Genomic DNA, 17,521 nt, shown 5'->3' on the forward strand with positions numbered 1-17,521 from the left:
GAGTCGAGTCACCGATGACCGCTGAGCTCACCTTCGCAACCACCCGCCGCGAAGACCCCGTGCCCGCTGCCGAGCGCGAGACGATCCTCGCCAACCCGGCCTTCGGCACCATCTTCACCGACCACATGCTCACCGCCCTGTGGACGAAGGGGGAGGGCTGGCGCGATGGCCAGGTCCGCCCCTTCGGTCCGCTCCAGATCTCGCCCGCAGCGGCCGTCCTGCACTATGCGCAGGAGGTCTTCGAGGGGATGAAGGCCTACCGCCACCCCGACGGGACGGTGTGGACGTTCCGCCCGGAGCGCAATGCCGCCCGGATGGCCCGCAGCTGCGAGCGACTCGCACTGCCGGTGCTGTCCGAAGAGGACTTCATCGGTGCCATCCGTGCCCTCGTCACGGTCGACCAGGCCTGGGTGCCCGCCTCCGGCAGTGGTGAGTCGAGTCTCTACCTGCGTCCGTTCATGTTCGCCTCGGAGGCCTTTCTTGGTGTCCGTCCGGCCAACGAGGTGACCTTCTCCATCATCGCCAGCCCCGCGGGCGCGTACTTCCCGGGAGGCATGAAGCCGGTCAACCTGTGGCTGAGCACCGACTACGCACGTGCCGGTGCGGGAGGCACGGGCGCCGCCAAGTGCGGCGGCAACTACGCCTCGTCCCTCGCCGGACAGATGGAGGGCATCGCCCAGGGCTGCGACCAGGCCGTCTTCCTCGACTCCTCGACGCACACCTACATCGAAGAGCTCGGCGGGATGAACCTCTTCTTCGTCACCAGGGACGGGAAGCTGCGCACCCCTGCCCTGACCGGGTCGATCCTCGAGGGCGTCACCCGTGACTCCATCCTCGAGCTCGCCCCCGACCTGGGGCTGGAGCCCGACGAGGCCCGGATCGGGATCGACGAGTGGAAGGACGGCGTGGCCTCCGGGGAGATCACCGAGATCTTCGCCTGCGGCACCGCTGCCGTCGTCACGCCCGTCGGTGAGCTGCGCTGGGACGGCGGGTCCGCCGCGTCAACGGCCGGCGCCGAAGGCGGAGAGGTCACCCGACGCATCCGGCAGACCCTCCTGGACATCCAGTACGGCGTTGCCGAGGACACCCGCGGTTGGCTGACCCGACTGGTCTGACGCGGGGGATCGTGCCGACCTCTGCCTCCCCGTGAACCCACGCCTCATCGCCACCGACCTCGACGGCACCCTGCTGCGCTCGGACGGGACCGTCTCGGCCCGGTCCGTCGATGCACTGCGCGCTGTCGCCGAGGTCGGTCTCGAGACGGTGCTCGTCACCGCCCGCCCACCGCGGTGGTTGGACGACCTCGCGCACGTCGTCGGCGCGCGGGGCGTGGCGATCTGTGGCAACGGTGCCTTCCGCTACGACGTCGGGCGCCAGCGGGTCTTCCAGGAGCGGACGATGGCGCGGCACGTCGTCGCCGAGATCGTCCACGACCTGCGCGAGCAGGTGCCGGGCACCGGCTTCGCCGCCGAGCGAGCGTCCGGTTTGGCTGCGGAGAGCATGTTCGCCGCGATCCACGACCACCCCGAGGACCTCGTGACGACCTCGGAGATCGAGTTGCTCGACGACGCGGCGGTCGGCAAGCTCCTGGCCCGCAACCCCCACCTCACCGACGACGAGTTCATCGACGTCGCGACCGAGGTCGTCGGGGAGCGCGCCGTGGTCGCCTTCTCCGGGGCCGGCGGACTGGCCGAGATCTCCGCGGTCGGGGTGACCAAGGCTGCCGCGCTCGCCGAGTGGTGCGACGAGCTCGGCGTCGGCTCCGGTGAGGTGTGGGCCTTCGGTGACATGCCCAACGACCTGCCGATGCTCACCTGGGCGGGGCGCTCGTTCGCCGTGGCCAACGCGCACCCCGACGTGCTCGCGGCCGTCACCGACCACTGCCCCGGCAACGACGATGACGGCGTGGCGCGCACGCTCGAGACCCTCGTCGTCGATCTCGGCCGGTGAGAGCGTGCCGTCCACATGCCGGACAGGGGTGACGTGGTCGTCGTGGAGAGTGCGACAGTGATCACGTGATGTCCCCGACGATGACCCCGGCCGCCACCGCGGCGCTGCTCATTATCTAGGCGCGACGAGCCACCTGCTCGTCGCGCAGACCTCCCGAACCCGGGGGGTCTTTTGCATTGTCGGGCGGGTTTCTCGACAGGGCATCGGGTCCGGAGCACCACCCCGGCGAAGGACCGGCGCGACGAGCAGGTGTCACACACCCCTTCGTCCCCAACGGAAGAACCACGATGCACGGCTTCCACGTCTACGACACGACCCTGCGCGACGGTGCCCAGCAGGAGGGCATCAACGTCTCGGTCGCGGACAAGCTGGCGATCAGTCGCCTCCTCGACGAGCTGGGCGTGACCCACATCGAAGGGGGGTGGCCGGGAGCCAACCCCAACGACACCGAGTTCTTCGCCCGGGCCAAGGACGAGCTGGAGCTGCACACCGCGACGCTCGCGGCCTTCGGCGCGACTCGTCGGGCCGGCGTCGACGCCGCCTCGGACCCGCAGGTGCGGGCACTGCTCGACTCCGGCGCCGAGGTGGTCACACTCGTGGCCAAGTCCCACACGGGCCACGTCGAGCGCGCACTGCGCACCACCCGCGAGGAGAACCTCGCCATGATCAGCGACACCGTGGCGCACCTGCACGCGCAGGGGCGCACGGTGATGGTCGACGCCGAGCACTTCTTCGACGGCTACCTCCTCGACCGTGAGTACGCGCTCGCCTGCGTCACCGCCGCCCACGACGCGGGCGCACAGGTCATCGCCCTCTGCGACACCAACGGTGGCATGCTCCCCGGCCGGGTGCGCGACGCGGTCGCCGATGTCATCGCGGCCACCGGTGCGCGGGTGGGCATCCACTGCCACAACGACACCGGTTGTGCCGTCGCGAACTCGATGGCCGCCGTCGAGGCGGGCGCCGACCACGTCCAGGGGACGATCAACGCCTACGGCGAGCGCACGGGCAACGCCGACCTGATCACGCTCGTCGCCAACCTCCAGCTCAAGCTCGGCATGGACCTGGTCGAGCCGCACCGGTTGCAGGACGCGACCCGGATCGCCCACGCGGTGAGCGAGGTGACGAACTTCCCACCCTTCTCCCGCCAGCCGTACGTCGGCTCGGGAGCGTTCGCCCACAAGGCCGGTCTGCACGCGAGCGCGATCAAGGTCGACCCCGACCTGTACCAGCACATCGACCCCAAGTCCGTCGGCAACGACATGCGCATGCTCGTCTCGGACATGGCCGGTCGCGCCACGGTGGAGCTGAAGAGCCGCGAGTTCGGCATCGACCTGGCGGGGGACGACGCGTCGCTGACCCGGGTCCTGGCCAAGGTCAAGCAGTTGGAGCAGCAGGGGTACACCTTCGACGCGGCTGACGCGTCCTTCGAGCTGCTGCTGCGTCGCGAGCTCGACGAGGCGGCGCCCGAGTACGCGCAGGTGGAGTCCTGGCGGGTGATGATCGACGCCCGTGGTGGGGAGAACGCCCTGTCCGAGGCGACCGTCAAGGCCGTCGCCGGTGGCCGGCGCCTCGTCGCGACCGGGGAGGGCAATGGTCCCGTCAACGCGCTGGACCACGGGCTGCGCGAGATGCTCACGGTCGTCTACCCCGAGATCGAGGGCCTGGATCTCATCGACTACAAGGTGCGTATCTTCGACGCCGCGCACGGCACCGACGCCACGACGCGCGTGCTCATCGAGACGAGCGACGCCCACACCTCGTGGACGACGGTGGGTGTCGCCGACAACATCGTCGAGGCCTCCTGGGAGGCGCTCCTCGACGGCATCACCTACGGCCTGATGCGCGCGCGCGTGCCCGTGCGCTGAGCGCCGCCCGCGTTCGATGACCCGGGGGCTCACGAGAGAACCGTGCAGCGATCCGCTCGCTCTCCCTCGGACCAGCGATCAGCAGGCCCTGACCTCGTCATGTGCGCTCCGGAAGCGGATACCGCGGGCCGACGGCGTCGTGGGTGGCGCGAGCTCCTGTGACCAGGGTGTGCAGCACGAGGGTGTGCTCGGCAGCCGTCGCCGCCACAGGCGCGAGATGGGAGGGCGCAGCCCCTGGGCCCGCTTCGCAGGAGAAACCCCGGCTTCCCAAGAGTTCCGAACTCGCGCGAAGCCGGGGTTTCTCGGGTCGCCCGATAATCGAGGGGCAGGTGTGGCGTCAGCCCTTCGACACGTGCCCGAACCGGTGCCGGGTGGTGCTCACGGCCTGCTCGCGCAGGAAGGGCAGCAGCTCTCGACGCCCGGTCGCCAGGACCGCTCCGGTGATGACGTCCACTCCCGCAGCGACGAGGTCGTCGACGAGTGCAGGAGCGTCCTGCCCGACGAGGCGCACGCGGGCGTGGTCGACCCGCCCGGCGCGGGCGAGGAAGGCGGCATCGTCCTCGGTGACCACCTGCACGTGGCCCAGGCTCGTGGGCAGCTTCAGCGTGGGGTCGACCGAGACGAGGACGCCGGCACCGGTGAGCGTCGCGGCGGCGACGAGACGCACGACCTCGGTGGCGGAGGTGCCGGCCCGGGCGCGGACGAGCACGTTCGGGTGCGGGCGGTAGCGGAAGACGTTGGTCTCCACCACGAGCGCGCTCCTGTCGTGCTCGACGCCGAGCTCGAGGGCCCACGCGGCGGCGTCGCTGGCGAGCGCCGCCTCGAGCCACGGACGATCTGCGTCGGGCACCGCGTCACCGAGCGCGCCCAGCTGCGCGTCGACGGTGCGGCGCACCGCGGAGGACGGCGTGGTCCCGTGCGTCGGGAGTCCGTCGGCCCCCCACGTGCCCAGCTGGGCGACGTAGTTCGGGCCACCGGCCTTGGCACCGGGGCCGATCGACGAGGACTTCCACCCGCCGAAGGACTGCCGCTGCACGATCGCACCGGTGATGTGCCGGTTGACGTAGCCGTTGCCGACCGCCACCGCGCCGGTCCACTGCTGGATCTCGCTCTCGTCGAGGCTGTGCAGACCACCGGTGAGCCCGAAGTCGGTCGCGTTCTGCAGTTCGATCGCCTGCTCGAGCGAGTCGGCCCGGATCAGCCCGAGGACGGGACCGAAGACCTCGGTCAGGTGGAAGAAGGACCCGGGGGCCACCCCTTCCTTGACTCCGGGCGACCACAGACGGCCGGTGTCGTCGAGCTGCCTCGGCTCGACCAGCCAGCTCTCGCCGGGCTCGAGGGTGGTCAGCGCCCGCAGCAGCTTGCCGCTCGGCGGCTCGATGACCGGGCCCATGCGGGTGCCCAGATCGCTCGGCCAGCCGACGACGATCGAGGAGGCCGCATCGACGAGCTGGCGGCGGAAGCGCGGTGACTCGGCGATCGACCCGACGAGGATGCCGAGGGAGGCGGCCGAGCACTTCTGGCCCGCGTGCCCGAAGGCCGAGGAGACGAGGTCGGCCACCGCGAGGTCGATGTCGGCCGACGGCGTGATGACCAGAGCGTTCTTGCCGGAGGTCTCGCCGAGCACCCGGGCGCCTTCGGGTCGCCCGGCGCGCCACCCGGCGAAGAGCCGAGCGGTCTCGCTCGCGCCGGTGAGGACGACGGCCTCGACGTCCTCGTGGGAGACCAGACGACGGCCGACCTCGTCCTCCTCGGTGCGTACCACCTGGAGGACGTCGGTCGGGACGCCGGCTGCGTGCAGGGCGGCGACGGCCTCCTCCACGCACGCGGGCGTCTGCGGTGCGGGCTTGATGATCACGGCGGACCCGGCGGCGAGTGCCGCGAGCACCCCCCCGATGGGGATGGCGACCGGGAAGTTCCACGGCGGCGTGATCAGGGTCAGGGCGAAGGGGGCGAAGCTCGCCCCGTCGGTCATCGGCCCGTCCTCGAGCTCGAGTGCCCGGTCGGCGTAGTAGCGGGCGAAGTCGACGGCCTCGGAGATCTCCGGGTCGGACTCGACGATGGTCTTGCCGCCCTCGGCGGCCATGACCGACACCAGGGCCTGACGGCGCGAGTCGAGCTCACGCGCGGCATCGCGCAGGACCCCTGCGCGCTCGGCGGCCGGGCGGGCGGCCCAGCCCGCGTGTGCCGCCCGGCCGGTCGCGACGACCTCCTCGACGTCGGCGAGGACATCCAGGTGCCGCGAGGTCAGCTCGGGCATCGGTTGGGCGACCGCGCGGGTGGCCCACTCGCGGTGCTCGGCCAGTGCCGGGTCCGAGTCGGGGGTGTTGGCGAAGGTGTCGCCGATCCGGGCGGGCTCGGCGGGTCGGCGCGGGCCGGTCGGGGTCGACCCGATGGCCGCGACGCTCGCGCGGAAGCGCGACTCCTGATCGGGCATCGCGGCGGTGTCGTCGGAGAAGAAGGCGTGCAGGTAGTTCTCCGGGGAGGCGTTCTCCTCGAGCCGACGCACGAGGTAGGACACCGCGGAGTCGAAGTCCTCCGGCGCGACGACCGGCGTGTAGAGGACGACCGTGCCGACGTCGTCGCGGACCGCGCGCGCCTGCGCCGGCGACATGCCCTGCAGCATCTCGATGTCGAGGGCCCCCTGCACGCCACGGGACTGGGCGAGCAGGTGCGCACTCGCGACGTCGTAGAGATTGTGCGAGGCCACTCCGATGCGCACACCGGCCGCGACGCTGTCCTCGCGCAGCGCCCGCTCGACGCAGCGCAGGTAGTTGGCGTCGACGTCGCCCTTGGTGGGGTAGGGGGCCTGCTCCCAGCCGTGCATGACTGCTTCGACCCCTTCCATGGCGAGGTTGGCACCCTTGACCAGACGGATCTTCAGCCCGGCGCCCCCCTTCGCCCGGCGCTCGGCGGCGAAGGCGATGAGGCGCTCCATCGCGGGCAGCGCGTCGGGCAGGTAGGCCTGCAGGACGATCCCCGCCTCGAGGTCGTGGAACTGCGGCTCGGAGAGGATCGCCATGAACAGCTGGAGCGTCATCTCCAGGTCGCGGTACTCCTCCATGTCGAGGTTGACGAAGGCGTGCGGGGTCGATGACTTCGCCGCGGCGTAGAGGGGGCGCAGCCGCTCGACGCACCGGGCCACGGTCCCGGGGGTGTCCCACACGCTGATCTGGCTGACGAGCGAGGAGGCCTTGATCGAGACGTAGTCGACGTCGCCGCGCTCCAGCAGCTCGCGGGTGCGCCGGGTGCGGGCAGCGGCCTCGTCCTCGCCGAGGACGGCCTCGCCGAGCAGGTTGATGTTCAGGCGGAACCCGTCCTTGCGCGCGGCGGTGAGGTGGCGGCCGAGCGTGGGGTCGTTCGCGTCGACGAGGAGGTGGCCGACCATCTGCTTCATCCGGGCGCGGGCGGCCGGGACGACCACCTTCGGGGCGATCCTGGCGACGGTGGCGCCGAGCCCGAGCAGCCCGCGGTCGACCGGACCGAGGAAGGACGCCGCGTCCGAGGCGGTGATCCGGCTGAGGGCGTTGGCCGCGACCTTGTCGTCCTCGGGGCGGGCGACGCGGTCGACGAAGAAGACCGCCAGGTCCAGGCCACCATCGGCATCGGAGAGCAGCGCGGCCAGCTGGCCGGTGGTCTGCGCCTCGCGCTTGGTCTGACCGGCGTGCGCCGCAGCGGCCCAGCGCTCGGCGAGGGCGACGGCGTCCTCGACGAAGGGGGTCAGGGCTGCGGTCGCCGGGTGGGTGCCGGAGGAGGTCGCGGTCTCGGGTGGCGTGGTCATCCTCCGACGGTAGGGCCGACGGACGGGGCGCACCACAGACAATCGGCACCTCTTGGGCATCGACCGTCATACACTTGTCCAATGGACCTGCAGGAGCTGGTGGATGAGGCCTCGGCGATCCTCCAGGCGCCGGTGACGCTCGAGGACCGTCGCCTGCGTCTGCTGGCCTTCGCCGCCCACGACGCGACCACCGACCGGGTCCGGGTCGAGACCGTTCTGGGCCGTGGCGCCGGCCCGCGGACGCGGGAGTGGTTCGAGTCCTTCGACATCGCCCGGGCGCGCGGGCCGGTCCACGTCCCCGCCAACCCCGAGCGTGAGATCGCCGCACGGTTGTGCCTTCCGGCTCGCGCTCGCGGCGTGGTGCGCGGTTTTCTCTGGGCGGTGGAGCCGCCGGAGGGTCTGGCGCCGGAGCGCATCCGGGCGGCCCAGGCCCTCGCGGCCGGGGCGGGGGAGGCCCTGGCGAGGGTCACCTCGCGACGGCGGGAGACCGAGCGCCTGCTGCTCGACCTCCTCGAGACCGGGTCGCAGGAGCGCGGTGGCATCGCGCGCGAGCTCGCCGACGACCTGGCGATCGCCGGCCGGGCGCGCGTCGTCGTCGCCGTCCTCGGTGGGGCGCCCGGGGTGCAGCTGCACGCCGAGCAGGTCCACGGACCGGGCGGGGTGCCCCGCGACGTCGCGGTCGCCGAGCGCTCCGGGGACCTCGTCCTGCTCGTGCCTGCAGAGGGCCCGGGCTCACCCGTGACGGACGTCGTCGAGTCCGCGATCACCGGTCTGGCCCGACTCGGCCTGCCGGAGGTCGTGGCCGGGGTCGGGGACGAGGTGCCCCTGCACGAGGCCGGCGTCTCGGACCGGCGAGCACGCGCCGCCCTACGGGTGGTGCGGCCCGTGACTCCGGAGCGGCCGTCCGGCCCGGCGGCGACCAGGGTCCACGCCTGGGACTCGCTGGGGGTGACGCGACTGCTCGGGGGGCGTGGCGCGGACGAGCTCGTCGAGGCGGTGCGGACACCGGCCGTCACCGCCCTGCTGGACGGACCGGACGAGCTCGTCGAGACCGCCTGGGTGCACCTGGAGGAGGCGGGGTCGGTCGCGGCGACCGCATCCCGGCTCGGGCTGCACCGGCAGAGCGTGTACCACCGGATCCACCGCATCGAGGCGCTGACCGGGCTGGACTTCTCACGGGGACGGGACCGGCTCGAGCTGCACCTGGCGCTGGTGGTCCTGCGCACGACCTGAATCGTGTCCGTGGGTGGACAACTCTGCGGTCGAAGCCGCATAGACTGCGAGCCCCCAAGCGCTACGTGTCAAGGAGGTTGCCATGGTCGATACCGGATCGGAACCGGACCGAGTGGGCATCACCCGACGCGTGCGGATCCAGCAGCGGGCGCTGCACGAGATCCTCGAGGCCGCCCGCGCCGAGCTGCGCGACCACGGTCCCAGCGGCGTGACCATGCGTGCCGTCGCCCGTGCCGTCGACATGACCCCGTCCGGTCTCTATCGTCACGTGTCCGGGCACGACGAGCTGCTCGGCCTCCTCGCCGCCCAGGCCTACGAGGCGGTCGGCGACGTGATGGAGGAGGCCCGGGCCCGGGCGCCCGAGGGAGACCACGCGACCGCCTACTACCTGGTGGCCATGGCCATGCGGCAGTGGTACGTCGCCCACCGGACCGAGTACGACCTGCTCGTCTCGCCGCGAGTGATCCGCACGTACACGGAGCGCCTGCGCACCATGACCGCTCGGACCCTGACGATGCAGGCGAGCATCTGCGCGGACGCGATCCGGGCCGGCCAGCTCGACCCCGGCGCCTCCGCCTTCCCGCTGACGTCCTCGCCGGAAGGGGACGACGGCTCCGCCGCCGCGCGGTCGATCTCGTTGTCCGCGCTCGCGGCGATCAGCGGACACATCGGATTCGAGACCCGAGGGGTCTTCGGCGACCTGACGATGGACCCGCAGGAGTACTTCGGCGCCTACCTGCGCGGACTCATGCGACTCATGGGCTTCGTCGTCGAGGTCGACCCGAGCGTCCTGTCCGACCTGCCCTGACCGGCGGTCGTGGGGGCTCAGAGCGAGCCGATGACGATGACGCCCGCAGTCATGGCGACGACCGCGGCCACGCCCACCGCGAGCCGCGGGGCCCGGTCGCACAACCACTCGACCGCCGTGTAGAGGGCGGTCAGCGCGAGGACCGCGATGGTGACGTGCAGCAGCAGCGCGAGCAGCGTCCCGGCGATCATGCCGGCGACACGGAACCGCCCCCACAGCTGGGCCAGCAGGAGCGGGATGACGATGGCACCGGCGGCGCCGGTGAGCAGACGGGTCCACAGCGGTCCCTCTCCCATCCACGGCACGCCACCGACGATGTCGAGGAGGTCTGCGGTGGTCCACAGGCCGAGCACCAGCAGGGCCAGCAGGGTCAGGACCACCGTGAGCCGCCAGCGCCACTTCTGCGGCGCGGACCAGTCGGTCTGGCGGCCCACGGCCATCACGGCGAGGGTCACCCCGGTCCACAGCAGCCAACGGCGCACGATCGGGGTCCCCGAGTCGGCCATCGCGTCGCGGAAGACCCGATTGGCCTCGTCCCAGTGGACCTCGTGACCCTCGACGCTGATGTAGGACGCCGGCTGGCCGGGGTCGCCGACGAGACCGTCGTGCAGGATCGCGGCGGGCAGGTAGGTGCCGGTGCGCGGCAGCAGCCAGCCGAAGACCTGCGGGACCGAGGCGAAGTCCGTCGCGAAGTCGTCCGGGTTCGCCGGGACGAGCAGGTCCCCGAGCCGACGGTCGCGGTAGCCCAGACGACGCATCAGGCGGAACTCGTTGGGTGGGTCGTCCAGGTCCCGACGCAGCAGGATCACCGGCGGCGCATCGAGGTGCGGCTCGCCGTCCATGGCGCCACCGTCGTGGAATCGCCCCGGGTCGGGGATCAGCTGTCCGTCCATGACCCCACACTGGCATCCCCTCCGATCTGCCGAGCAGATTCGTCCCGGGGGAACGGATGGGAGGACGGTCAGCGGGGAAGGAGCGGGTCGAGGACGTCGAGGAGTTGGCGGCGCAGGGCGTTGGAGCGGGCGGTGAAACGCCGCTGGCGCGCCACGTACGCGGCCTTGCCGTCCGGGGTCTCGATCGCGACCGGCTCGATGTCGTAGTCGGTGAGGTCGTAGGGGGAGGCGGCCATGTCCAGCTCGCGGATCTCCCGTGCCAGCACGAAGGCGTCCAGGGTCAGCTCGGAGGGGACCGCGGGCGCGAGCGTGAAGCACCACTTGTAGACATCCATCCCGGCGTGCAGGCAACCGGGTTGTTCGAGGTCCCGCTGCGTCTCGCGTGTCGGACGGAGGGAGTTCAGCTCCACGGCATCAGGGGTGAAGAAGCGGTACGCGTCGACGTGGCTGCACCGGATGCGGTGCGCCTCGACCACCCCGTCGGTCTCCTCCTGCGTCAGGCGAAGGGGGAGCTGCGCGTGACGCTGCTGGCCCGGATCCAGCCGGTGGACCATCGCCCACTCGTGCAGGCCGAAGCAGTCGAAGGTGCCCGGCCGGGAGAGGGTCGCCTCGAGCAACTCCTTGACGAAGGTGAGTGTCCGCTCCCTTCGCCCCAGGAAGGTGGCGAGGTCCAGCCGGGCGGTGTCCTCCTCGTCCACGAGGTATCCGGACCGTTGTGCGTAGACGTCCCCGGCGTCGGCCAGAGCGACCCCGGCGCCGGGGTGCCAGCGCCGCAGGTGGGTCGGGCGGTGCGGGTAGTACTCGAAGAGGAAGTCCTCGACCGGGTGGCGTGCACCGTGCTGCCGGCGCTGACGGTGCCCCACGGTCAGGCGGTCGACCGCGGCCTCGTGCTCCCGGGCCAGCGCGAGCCACTCCTGACGCGGAAGCACCTTCTCGCCCGGCGTACCCACCCGACCAGCGTAATCCGGGGGATCGATCATCTAGTGTGGCGACGTGCGCATCGCGAGGTACACGGAAGGTGACGACCCGGTCTACGGGCTCGTCGACGGTGGCGGGACCAAGATCGCCGAGGTGACCGGTGACCCCCTCTACCAACGGATCGAGCTGACCGGGAGGACGACGACGGTCGACGAGGTGCGCCTGCTGGCACCCGTCATCCCACGCAGCAAGATCATCGGCATCGGGCGCAACTACGCCGACCACGCCGCGGAGATGGGCAACGACGTCCCGGACGAGCCGCTGATGTTCCTCATCCCCAACACCGCCGTCGTCGGTCCGAACGACCCCGTCGTCATCCCGAGCCTGACGTCCGAGGTCCACTTCGAGGGCGAGCTCGCGGTGGTCATCGGCCGGATGTGCAAGGACATCTCGCCGGACGAGGCCACGAAGGTGATCTTCGGCTACACGATCGCCAACGACGTCTCCGCCCGCGACCTGCAGCGCGGGGACGGTCAGTGGGCCCGGGCAAAGGGCATGGACACCTTCTGTCCCCTCGGGCCGTGGATCGAGACCGACCTCGACCCGCAGAACCTGTCGCTCGTCACCCGCCGCGACGACGAGGTCGTCCAGGACGGGCACACCTCGGACATGGTCCACCAGGTCCTCGACCTGGTCAGCCACTGCTCCCGGGCCTTCACGCTGCTGCCCGGCGACGTCATCCTCACCGGCACACCGGCCGGTGTCGGCCCGGTCACCGCCGGCCAGCGGGTCGAGATCGAGATCGAGGACATCGGGTCGCTGTCCAACCCCTTCGTCGCCGCAGAGTGAGCGACCGAGGTGGACGTCGTCGGTGCCCTGGTCCGCCCTGCCTCGTCGACGTCGCGGCGATCATGGACGCCCCTCGTCCGGCCTGACGAAGGGGGAGACCCCCTTCGCCCGCACGGGCACCGGATCAGTGCGCGCGGTGCTGCCACTGCGGCTCACGCTTGTCGAGGAAGGCGCCGACGCCCTCCCGGGCGTCGGGCGAGAGGGCGTTGTCGACCATCACCGTGGTCATCTCCTCGTAGGCCCGCTCGATCGGCAGGTCGATCTGGTCGTAGAAGGCGCGCTTGCCCACGGCGACGGTGGCCGACGATGCGCCGGCGACCGTGCGCGCCAGCTCGTCCGTCGCGGCGACCAGGTCCTCGTCGGGGACCACGTCGGAGACCAGCCCCATGGCCAGGGCGCGGTCGGCCGGGACCATCTCACCGGTGAGCAGCATCCGCATCGCCTGCTTGCGCGGGACGGCGCGCGAGAGGGCGACCATCGGGGTGGAGCAGAAGAGCCCGATGCGCACGCCCGGGGTGGCGAATCGTGCCGAGGCGGCGGCCACCGCCAGGTCGCAGGTCGCCACCAGCTGGCAGCCGGCCGCGGTCGCCACGCCCTGGACGCGGGCGATGACCGGCTGGGGGATCTGCTGGACGAGGAGCATCAGGCGCGAGCAGACGGAGAAGATCCGCTGCTGCTCCTCCTGGTCGGCGGCGCGGACCTCGGCGAGGTCGTGACCGGAGGAGAAGACGTGACCGGCCGTGGCGAGGACGACCGCGTGGACGTCGGTGCGGCGGGCCACGTCCTCGAGCGCATCGATCAGGGCCTCCATGACGGGCACGGACAGGGCGTTGCGCGTCTGCGGCTGCTCGATGGTGATGGTGCTGACGGTGTCCGTGGTGTCGACGGTGACGAGTGGGGTGGCCATTGGTGCAGCGTGGCAGAGGGGTCAGTCGGAGGGAAGGGCGAGCGATAGCATCGGGCCATCATGAGCGACTCCTCTGCAGCCTCCGAGACCACCGCCCCCCGACTGCGCGTCGCCCCGTCGCCGACCGGTGACCCGCACGTCGGCACCGCCTACATGGCGTTGTTCAACCTCGCGTACGCGCGACAGCAGGGCGGCTCCTTCGTCCTGCGCATCGAGGACACCGACCGGGCGCGGTTCAACGAGACCAGTGAGCAGCAGCTCTACGACACCCTCGGGTGGCTCGGGTTGACCTGGGACGAGGGCCCGGACGTCGGCGGGCCGTTCGCGCCGTACCGGCAGAGCGAGCGACTGGAGACCTACCGTCCCTACGTCGACAGGCTCGTCGAGGACGGGCACGCCTACTACTGCTGGTGCTCGTCCGAGCGGCTGCAGGCCATGCGCGAGAAGCAGCAGAAGCTCAAGCTGCCCACCGGTTACGACCGCATGTGTGTCGGCAAGACCAAGGAGGAGCGGGCCCGGCTCGAGGGCTTCAACGACACCCCCGTCGTGCGGATGCTCGTGCCGGATGACGCCCCGACGACCTTCGAGGACGTCATCCGCGGGACGGTCTCGGCGCCGGTGCCCGACGACCAGGTGATCCTCAAGGGGGACGGCTTCCCGACCTACCACCTGGCCGTCGTCGTCGACGACCACGAGATGGGCATCACCCACGTCGTGCGCGGTGAGGAGTGGATCTCCTCCACGCCCAAGCACGTGCTGCTCTACCAGTGGCTCGGGCTGGAGCCGCCGAAGTTCGCGCACATGCCGCTGCTGCGCAACCAGAACAAGTCGAAGATCTCCAAGCGCAAGAACCCCGAGGCACGCCTGACCTGGTTCGAGGAGCAGGGCTACCTGCCCGAGGCCGTCGTCAACTTCCTCGGCCTGCTGGCCTACCCGCCGGCGAAGGGGGAGAGCGGCGAGGACGTCGAGAAGTTCACCATCGAGGAGTTCAGCCGGGTGTTCGCCTGGGACAAGGTCAACACCGTCGGTCCGATCTTCGACCTGAAGAAGCTCGACTGGCTCAACGGCGCCTGGATCCGCGGCCTCGAGCTGGACGACCTCGCGGCGCGGTTGCTGCCCTTCCTGCAGGCCGACGGCGTGCTGGGTGAGCACCCGGGCCCGGACGAGCTCGCGCGGCTGAGGAGCGTCACCGAGCAGATCCAGACGCGGATCAACCTGCTCACCGAGGCGAGCGCGCTGGTGGCACCGTTCTACGTCGCCGACGCCGACCTGGAGATCGCCGAGGACGCGCGCGCGGGGCTGAAGGACACCGCGGGGGAGGTGCTCGACGCCGCGCTCGCCGCGCTCGAGCCACTGACCCCGCCGGAGGGTGGGCCCGGGGAGGGCCTCGAGGGCAACCAGTGGCACGCTGCGGAGATCGAGCGGGTGCTGCGCGAGGCGATCGTCGACGGCTTGGGCATCAAGCCGCGTCTGGCCTTCGGTCCGCTCCGCACGGCCGTGTCGGGGCAGAAGGTCAGCCCGCCCCTCTTCGAGTCGATGGAGATCCTGGGCAAGGACTCCTCGCTCACCCGACTGCGCACCCTGCGCTCCTCACTGGCCTGACGCGCCGATTTGGGCGCAGCGTCGGCAGGCGGGTAGCATCGTCTCTCGGTTCACCGGCCGCGCGGACTTTCGATCCGAAGGGCCAGTGATACCCCCTTGGGGTATGGTGTAATTGGCAACACGGCTGATTCTGGTTCAGTTGTTCTAGGTTCGAGTCCTGGTACCCCAGCGCTGTGGGCGGTCCGCCGCCCGATTTCGGAGATGGACTGCCTTCGGGTTAAAGTTCTCTCCGTTGCCCAGCCGGTCAGCCGGTCCGGGAAGCACATAGGGCCCCGTTGTGTAGTGGCCTAGCACGCCGCCCTCTCAAGGCGGTAGCGCGGGTTCGAATCCCGTCGGGGCTACATCGAGCACAGGCCCCCGCTCCATCGGAGCGGGGGCCTGTGTCGTGTCCGGGGGTGTGGCGGGCGAAGGGGGGTGGCCCCCTTCGTCACTCCGTGTCGCGATCGGCGGCCTCGGCCGCCTCGGCGTGCTTCTGCAGGACCTCGGTGAGCTTGTTCGCCCCGGCGATGACGGTCGCGGCGTGCAGGCGCCCCGGCTGGCGCGAGAGGCGCTCGATCGGCCCGGAGATGGACACGGCTGCGATGACGCGACCGGAGGGGGAGCGCACCGGGGCGGAGACCGAGGCGACGCCGGCCTCGCGCTCGCCGACGCTCTGCGCCCAGCCGCGGCGGCGCACGCCCGAGAGCATGGTCGCGGTGAAGGCGGCTTCCTGCAGGCCGCTGTGCAGGCGGTCGGGCTCCTCCCACGCGAGCAGCACCTGGGCTGCCGAGCCGGCATGCATCGTCAGGGTCGCTCCGACCGGGATGGAGTCGCGCAGGCCGACCGGGCGCTCCGCGGCCGAGACGCAGACGCGGTGCTCGCCCTGACGTCGGAAGAGCTGGGCGGACTCGTTGGTGTGGTCCCGCAGTGCCCCGAGGACGGGGTTGGCGGCGACGAGCAGCTTGTCCTCGCCGGCGGAGGCGGCCAGCTCCCCCAGGCGCGGGCCGAGGACGAAGCGACCCTGCATGTCACGACCGACCAGCCGGTGGTGCTCCAGTGCCACCGCGAGCCGGTGCGCCGTCGGCCGGGCCAGTCCCGTGGCCGCAACCAGCTGCGCGAGGGTCGAAGGTCCTGACTCCAGGGCTCCGAGCACGACCGCGGCCTTGTCCAGGACGCCCACTCCACTACTGTTGTCCATGGACTGATACTTACATCTCATTGCGTGAGACGCAAGATCGGGTGGAGGGCACGGCATGTGAATCTCGGTCGAGAGACACCGTGGCACATCCGAGACACACCGCATGGGAGGGGATCAGGACATGGCTGGAACGCTGGCCGAGAAGGTATGGGAGGCCCATGTCGTCCGTCGCAGCACAGGGGAGCCGGACCTGCTCTACATCGACCTGCACCTCCTCCACGAGGTGACGAGCCCGCAGGCCTTCGAGGGTCTGCGGATCGCCGGTCGGCCCGTCCGCCGCCCCGACCTCACGCTCGCGACCGAGGACCACAACGTCCCGACGACCCCGGGCCCGATCACCGATCCGGTGAGCAAGATCCAAGTCGAGACGCTGCGCGACAACTGCGCCGAGTTCGGCGTGACGCTCTACCCGATGGGTGACGCCGAGCAGGGCATCGTCCACGTCGTGGGTCCGCAGCTCGGCCTGACCCAACCCGGGACGACGGTCGTCTGCGGCGACAGCCACACCAGCACCCACGGGGCCTTCGGCGCGCTCGCCTTCGGCATCGGCACCAGCGAGGTCGAGCACGTCCTGGCGACGCAGACCCTCTCGCTCAACCCCTTCAAGACCATGGCGATCAACGTCCACGGGCAGCTGGAGCCGGGAGTGTCCGCCAAGGACGTCATCCTCGCGGTGATCGCGAAGATCGGCACCGGCGGCGGTCAGGGCTACGTCCTGGAGTATCGCGGCGAGGCCATCGAGGCGCTGTCGATGGAGGCCCGGATGACCGTGTGCAACATGTCGATCGAGGCCGGCGCCCGGGCCGGCATGATCGCCCCCGACCAGACGACCTTCGACTACCTCCGCGGACGTGACCACGCACCGACCGGCACCGACTGGGACGCCGCGCTCGAGAGCTGGCAGCAGCTGCGCAGCGACGACGACGCCGTCTTCGACATGGAGGTCGACATCGATGGCTCGACGCTGACCCCCTTCGTCACCTGGGGCACCAACCCCGGTCAGGGCGCCCCGCTGTCCGAGGCCGTCCCGGACCCGCAGGCGATGCCCGACGAGAACGAGCGCTTCGCTGCCACGAAGGCGCTGGAGTACATGGGGCTGACCGCGGGCACGCCGCTGCGGGAGGTCGCGGTCGACACCGTCTTCCTCGGTTCGTGCACCAACGGTCGCATCGAGGACCTGCGCGCCGCGGCCGAGATCATCAAGGGCCGGCACGTCGCCGAGTCGGTGCGCATGCTCGTCGTGCCCGGGTCCGCGCGGGTGCGGGTCCAGGCCGAGCAGGAGGGGCTGCACGAGGTCTTCACCGCGGCCGGTGCGCAGTGGCGCCTGCCCGGCTGCTCGATGTGCCTGGGCATGAACCCCGACATCCTCTCCCCGGGGGAGCGGTCCGCCTCGACGAGCAACCGCAACTTCGAGGGACGCCAGGGGAAGGGGGGTCGCACCCACCTCGTCTCGCCGCTGGTGGCGGCGGCCACCGCCGTGCGCGGGACCCTGTCCAGCCCCGCAGACCTCGACGTCACGGAAGGAGCCTGAGGAG

Annotated in this window: 13 protein-coding genes and 2 tRNA genes; 10 read left to right on the plus strand and 5 right to left on the minus strand. The window is 71.2% G+C overall.

The features are described from left to right. The first annotated feature begins 14 nt into the window (after positions 1-14). The 3 genes from V1351_RS04720 to cimA all read left to right on the plus strand — a co-directional run bounded on the left by V1351_RS04720 (position 15) and on the right by cimA (position 3,818). On the plus strand, positions 15-1,115 hold the full coding sequence (locus V1351_RS04720; protein ID WP_338751203.1) for a branched-chain amino acid aminotransferase: 1,101 nt from the start codon (positions 15-17) through the stop codon (positions 1,113-1,115). 31 nt (positions 1,116-1,146) lie between these two features. Beyond that, positions 1,147-1,950 (plus strand): HAD family hydrolase, encoded by an 804-nt coding sequence (locus V1351_RS04725; RefSeq protein ID WP_338751205.1) that lies wholly within the window; start codon positions 1,147-1,149, stop codon positions 1,948-1,950. Between the two features lie 287 nt (positions 1,951-2,237). After that, entirely contained in the window at positions 2,238-3,818 is a 1,581-nt protein-coding gene (cimA, locus tag V1351_RS04730; RefSeq protein ID WP_338751207.1) for a citramalate synthase, read from the plus strand. A 337-nt stretch (positions 3,819-4,155) separates the two neighbouring features. Here the strand turns inward: cimA and V1351_RS04735 are convergent, their stop codons facing one another. Beyond that, positions 4,156-7,599, minus strand: coding sequence for a bifunctional proline dehydrogenase/L-glutamate gamma-semialdehyde dehydrogenase (locus V1351_RS04735; protein WP_338751210.1), 3,444 nt, complete (start codon positions 7,597-7,599; stop codon positions 4,156-4,158). 81 nt (positions 7,600-7,680) lie between these two features. Between V1351_RS04735 and V1351_RS04740 the strand changes: the two genes are divergently transcribed. Both V1351_RS04740 and V1351_RS04745 read left to right on the plus strand, forming a co-directional pair. Beyond that, positions 7,681-8,832 (plus strand): PucR family transcriptional regulator, encoded by a 1,152-nt coding sequence (locus tag V1351_RS04740; protein ID WP_338751212.1) that lies wholly within the window; start codon positions 7,681-7,683, stop codon positions 8,830-8,832. An 82-nt stretch (positions 8,833-8,914) separates the two neighbouring features. Next, the gene (locus V1351_RS04745; protein WP_338751214.1) at positions 8,915-9,640 is read left to right on the plus strand and encodes a TetR/AcrR family transcriptional regulator; all 726 of its coding nucleotides are present in this window, start codon (positions 8,915-8,917) and stop codon (positions 9,638-9,640) included. A gap of 17 nt (positions 9,641-9,657) precedes the next feature. On the opposite strand, the gene V1351_RS04750 is transcribed toward V1351_RS04745, so the two are convergent. Together V1351_RS04750 and V1351_RS04755 are read right to left on the minus strand one after the other, a co-directional pair. Then, positions 9,658-10,533 carry a DUF1353 domain-containing protein gene (locus tag V1351_RS04750; RefSeq protein WP_338751216.1) on the minus strand — a complete coding sequence of 292 codons (876 nt, stop codon included), beginning with the start codon at positions 10,531-10,533 and terminating at the stop codon, positions 9,658-9,660. A gap of 68 nt (positions 10,534-10,601) precedes the next feature. Beyond that, on the minus strand, positions 10,602-11,513 hold the full coding sequence (locus V1351_RS04755) for a 3-methyladenine DNA glycosylase (protein ID WP_422389008.1): 912 nt from the start codon (positions 11,511-11,513) through the stop codon (positions 10,602-10,604). A 13-nt stretch (positions 11,514-11,526) separates the two neighbouring features. Here V1351_RS04755 and V1351_RS04760 point away from each other — a divergent pair, with 13 nt between their 5' ends. Further along, positions 11,527-12,300, plus strand: a complete 774-nt coding sequence (locus V1351_RS04760; RefSeq protein WP_338751220.1) for a fumarylacetoacetate hydrolase family protein — start codon at positions 11,527-11,529, stop codon at positions 12,298-12,300. A gap of 124 nt (positions 12,301-12,424) precedes the next feature. On the opposite strand, the gene V1351_RS04765 is transcribed toward V1351_RS04760, so the two are convergent. Then, positions 12,425-13,207 carry an enoyl-CoA hydratase gene (locus V1351_RS04765; protein WP_338751222.1) on the minus strand — a complete coding sequence of 261 codons (783 nt, stop codon included), beginning with the start codon at positions 13,205-13,207 and terminating at the stop codon, positions 12,425-12,427. Between the two features lie 60 nt (positions 13,208-13,267). On the opposite strand from V1351_RS04765, the gene gltX reads away from it, so the two are divergent. The 3 genes from gltX (at position 13,268) to V1351_RS04780 (ending at position 15,150) form a co-directional block, all read left to right on the plus strand. Further along, a complete protein-coding gene (gltX, locus tag V1351_RS04770; protein WP_338751224.1) occupies positions 13,268-14,809 on the plus strand; it encodes a glutamate--tRNA ligase in 1,542 nt (513 codons plus the stop codon). 97 nt (positions 14,810-14,906) lie between these two features. Beyond that, a tRNA-Gln gene (locus V1351_RS04775) sits at positions 14,907-14,978 on the plus strand. Between the two features lie 99 nt (positions 14,979-15,077). Beyond that, a tRNA-Glu gene (locus V1351_RS04780) sits at positions 15,078-15,150 on the plus strand. Positions 15,151-15,236: 86 nt separating this feature from the next. On the opposite strand, the gene V1351_RS04785 is transcribed toward V1351_RS04780, so the two are convergent. After that, on the minus strand, positions 15,237-15,986 hold the full coding sequence (locus V1351_RS04785; protein ID WP_338751226.1) for an IclR family transcriptional regulator: 750 nt from the start codon (positions 15,984-15,986) through the stop codon (positions 15,237-15,239). 121 nt (positions 15,987-16,107) lie between these two features. Here V1351_RS04785 and leuC point away from each other — a divergent pair, with 121 nt between their 5' ends. Beyond that, positions 16,108-17,517 (plus strand): 3-isopropylmalate dehydratase large subunit, encoded by a 1,410-nt coding sequence (leuC, locus tag V1351_RS04790; RefSeq protein ID WP_338751228.1) that lies wholly within the window; start codon positions 16,108-16,110, stop codon positions 17,515-17,517. Positions 17,518-17,521 lie beyond the last annotated feature (4 nt).

This window comes from Janibacter sp. A1S7 (genome assembly GCF_037198315.1).
Classification (GTDB): Bacteria; Actinomycetota; Actinomycetes; order Actinomycetales; family Dermatophilaceae; genus Janibacter; species Janibacter alittae.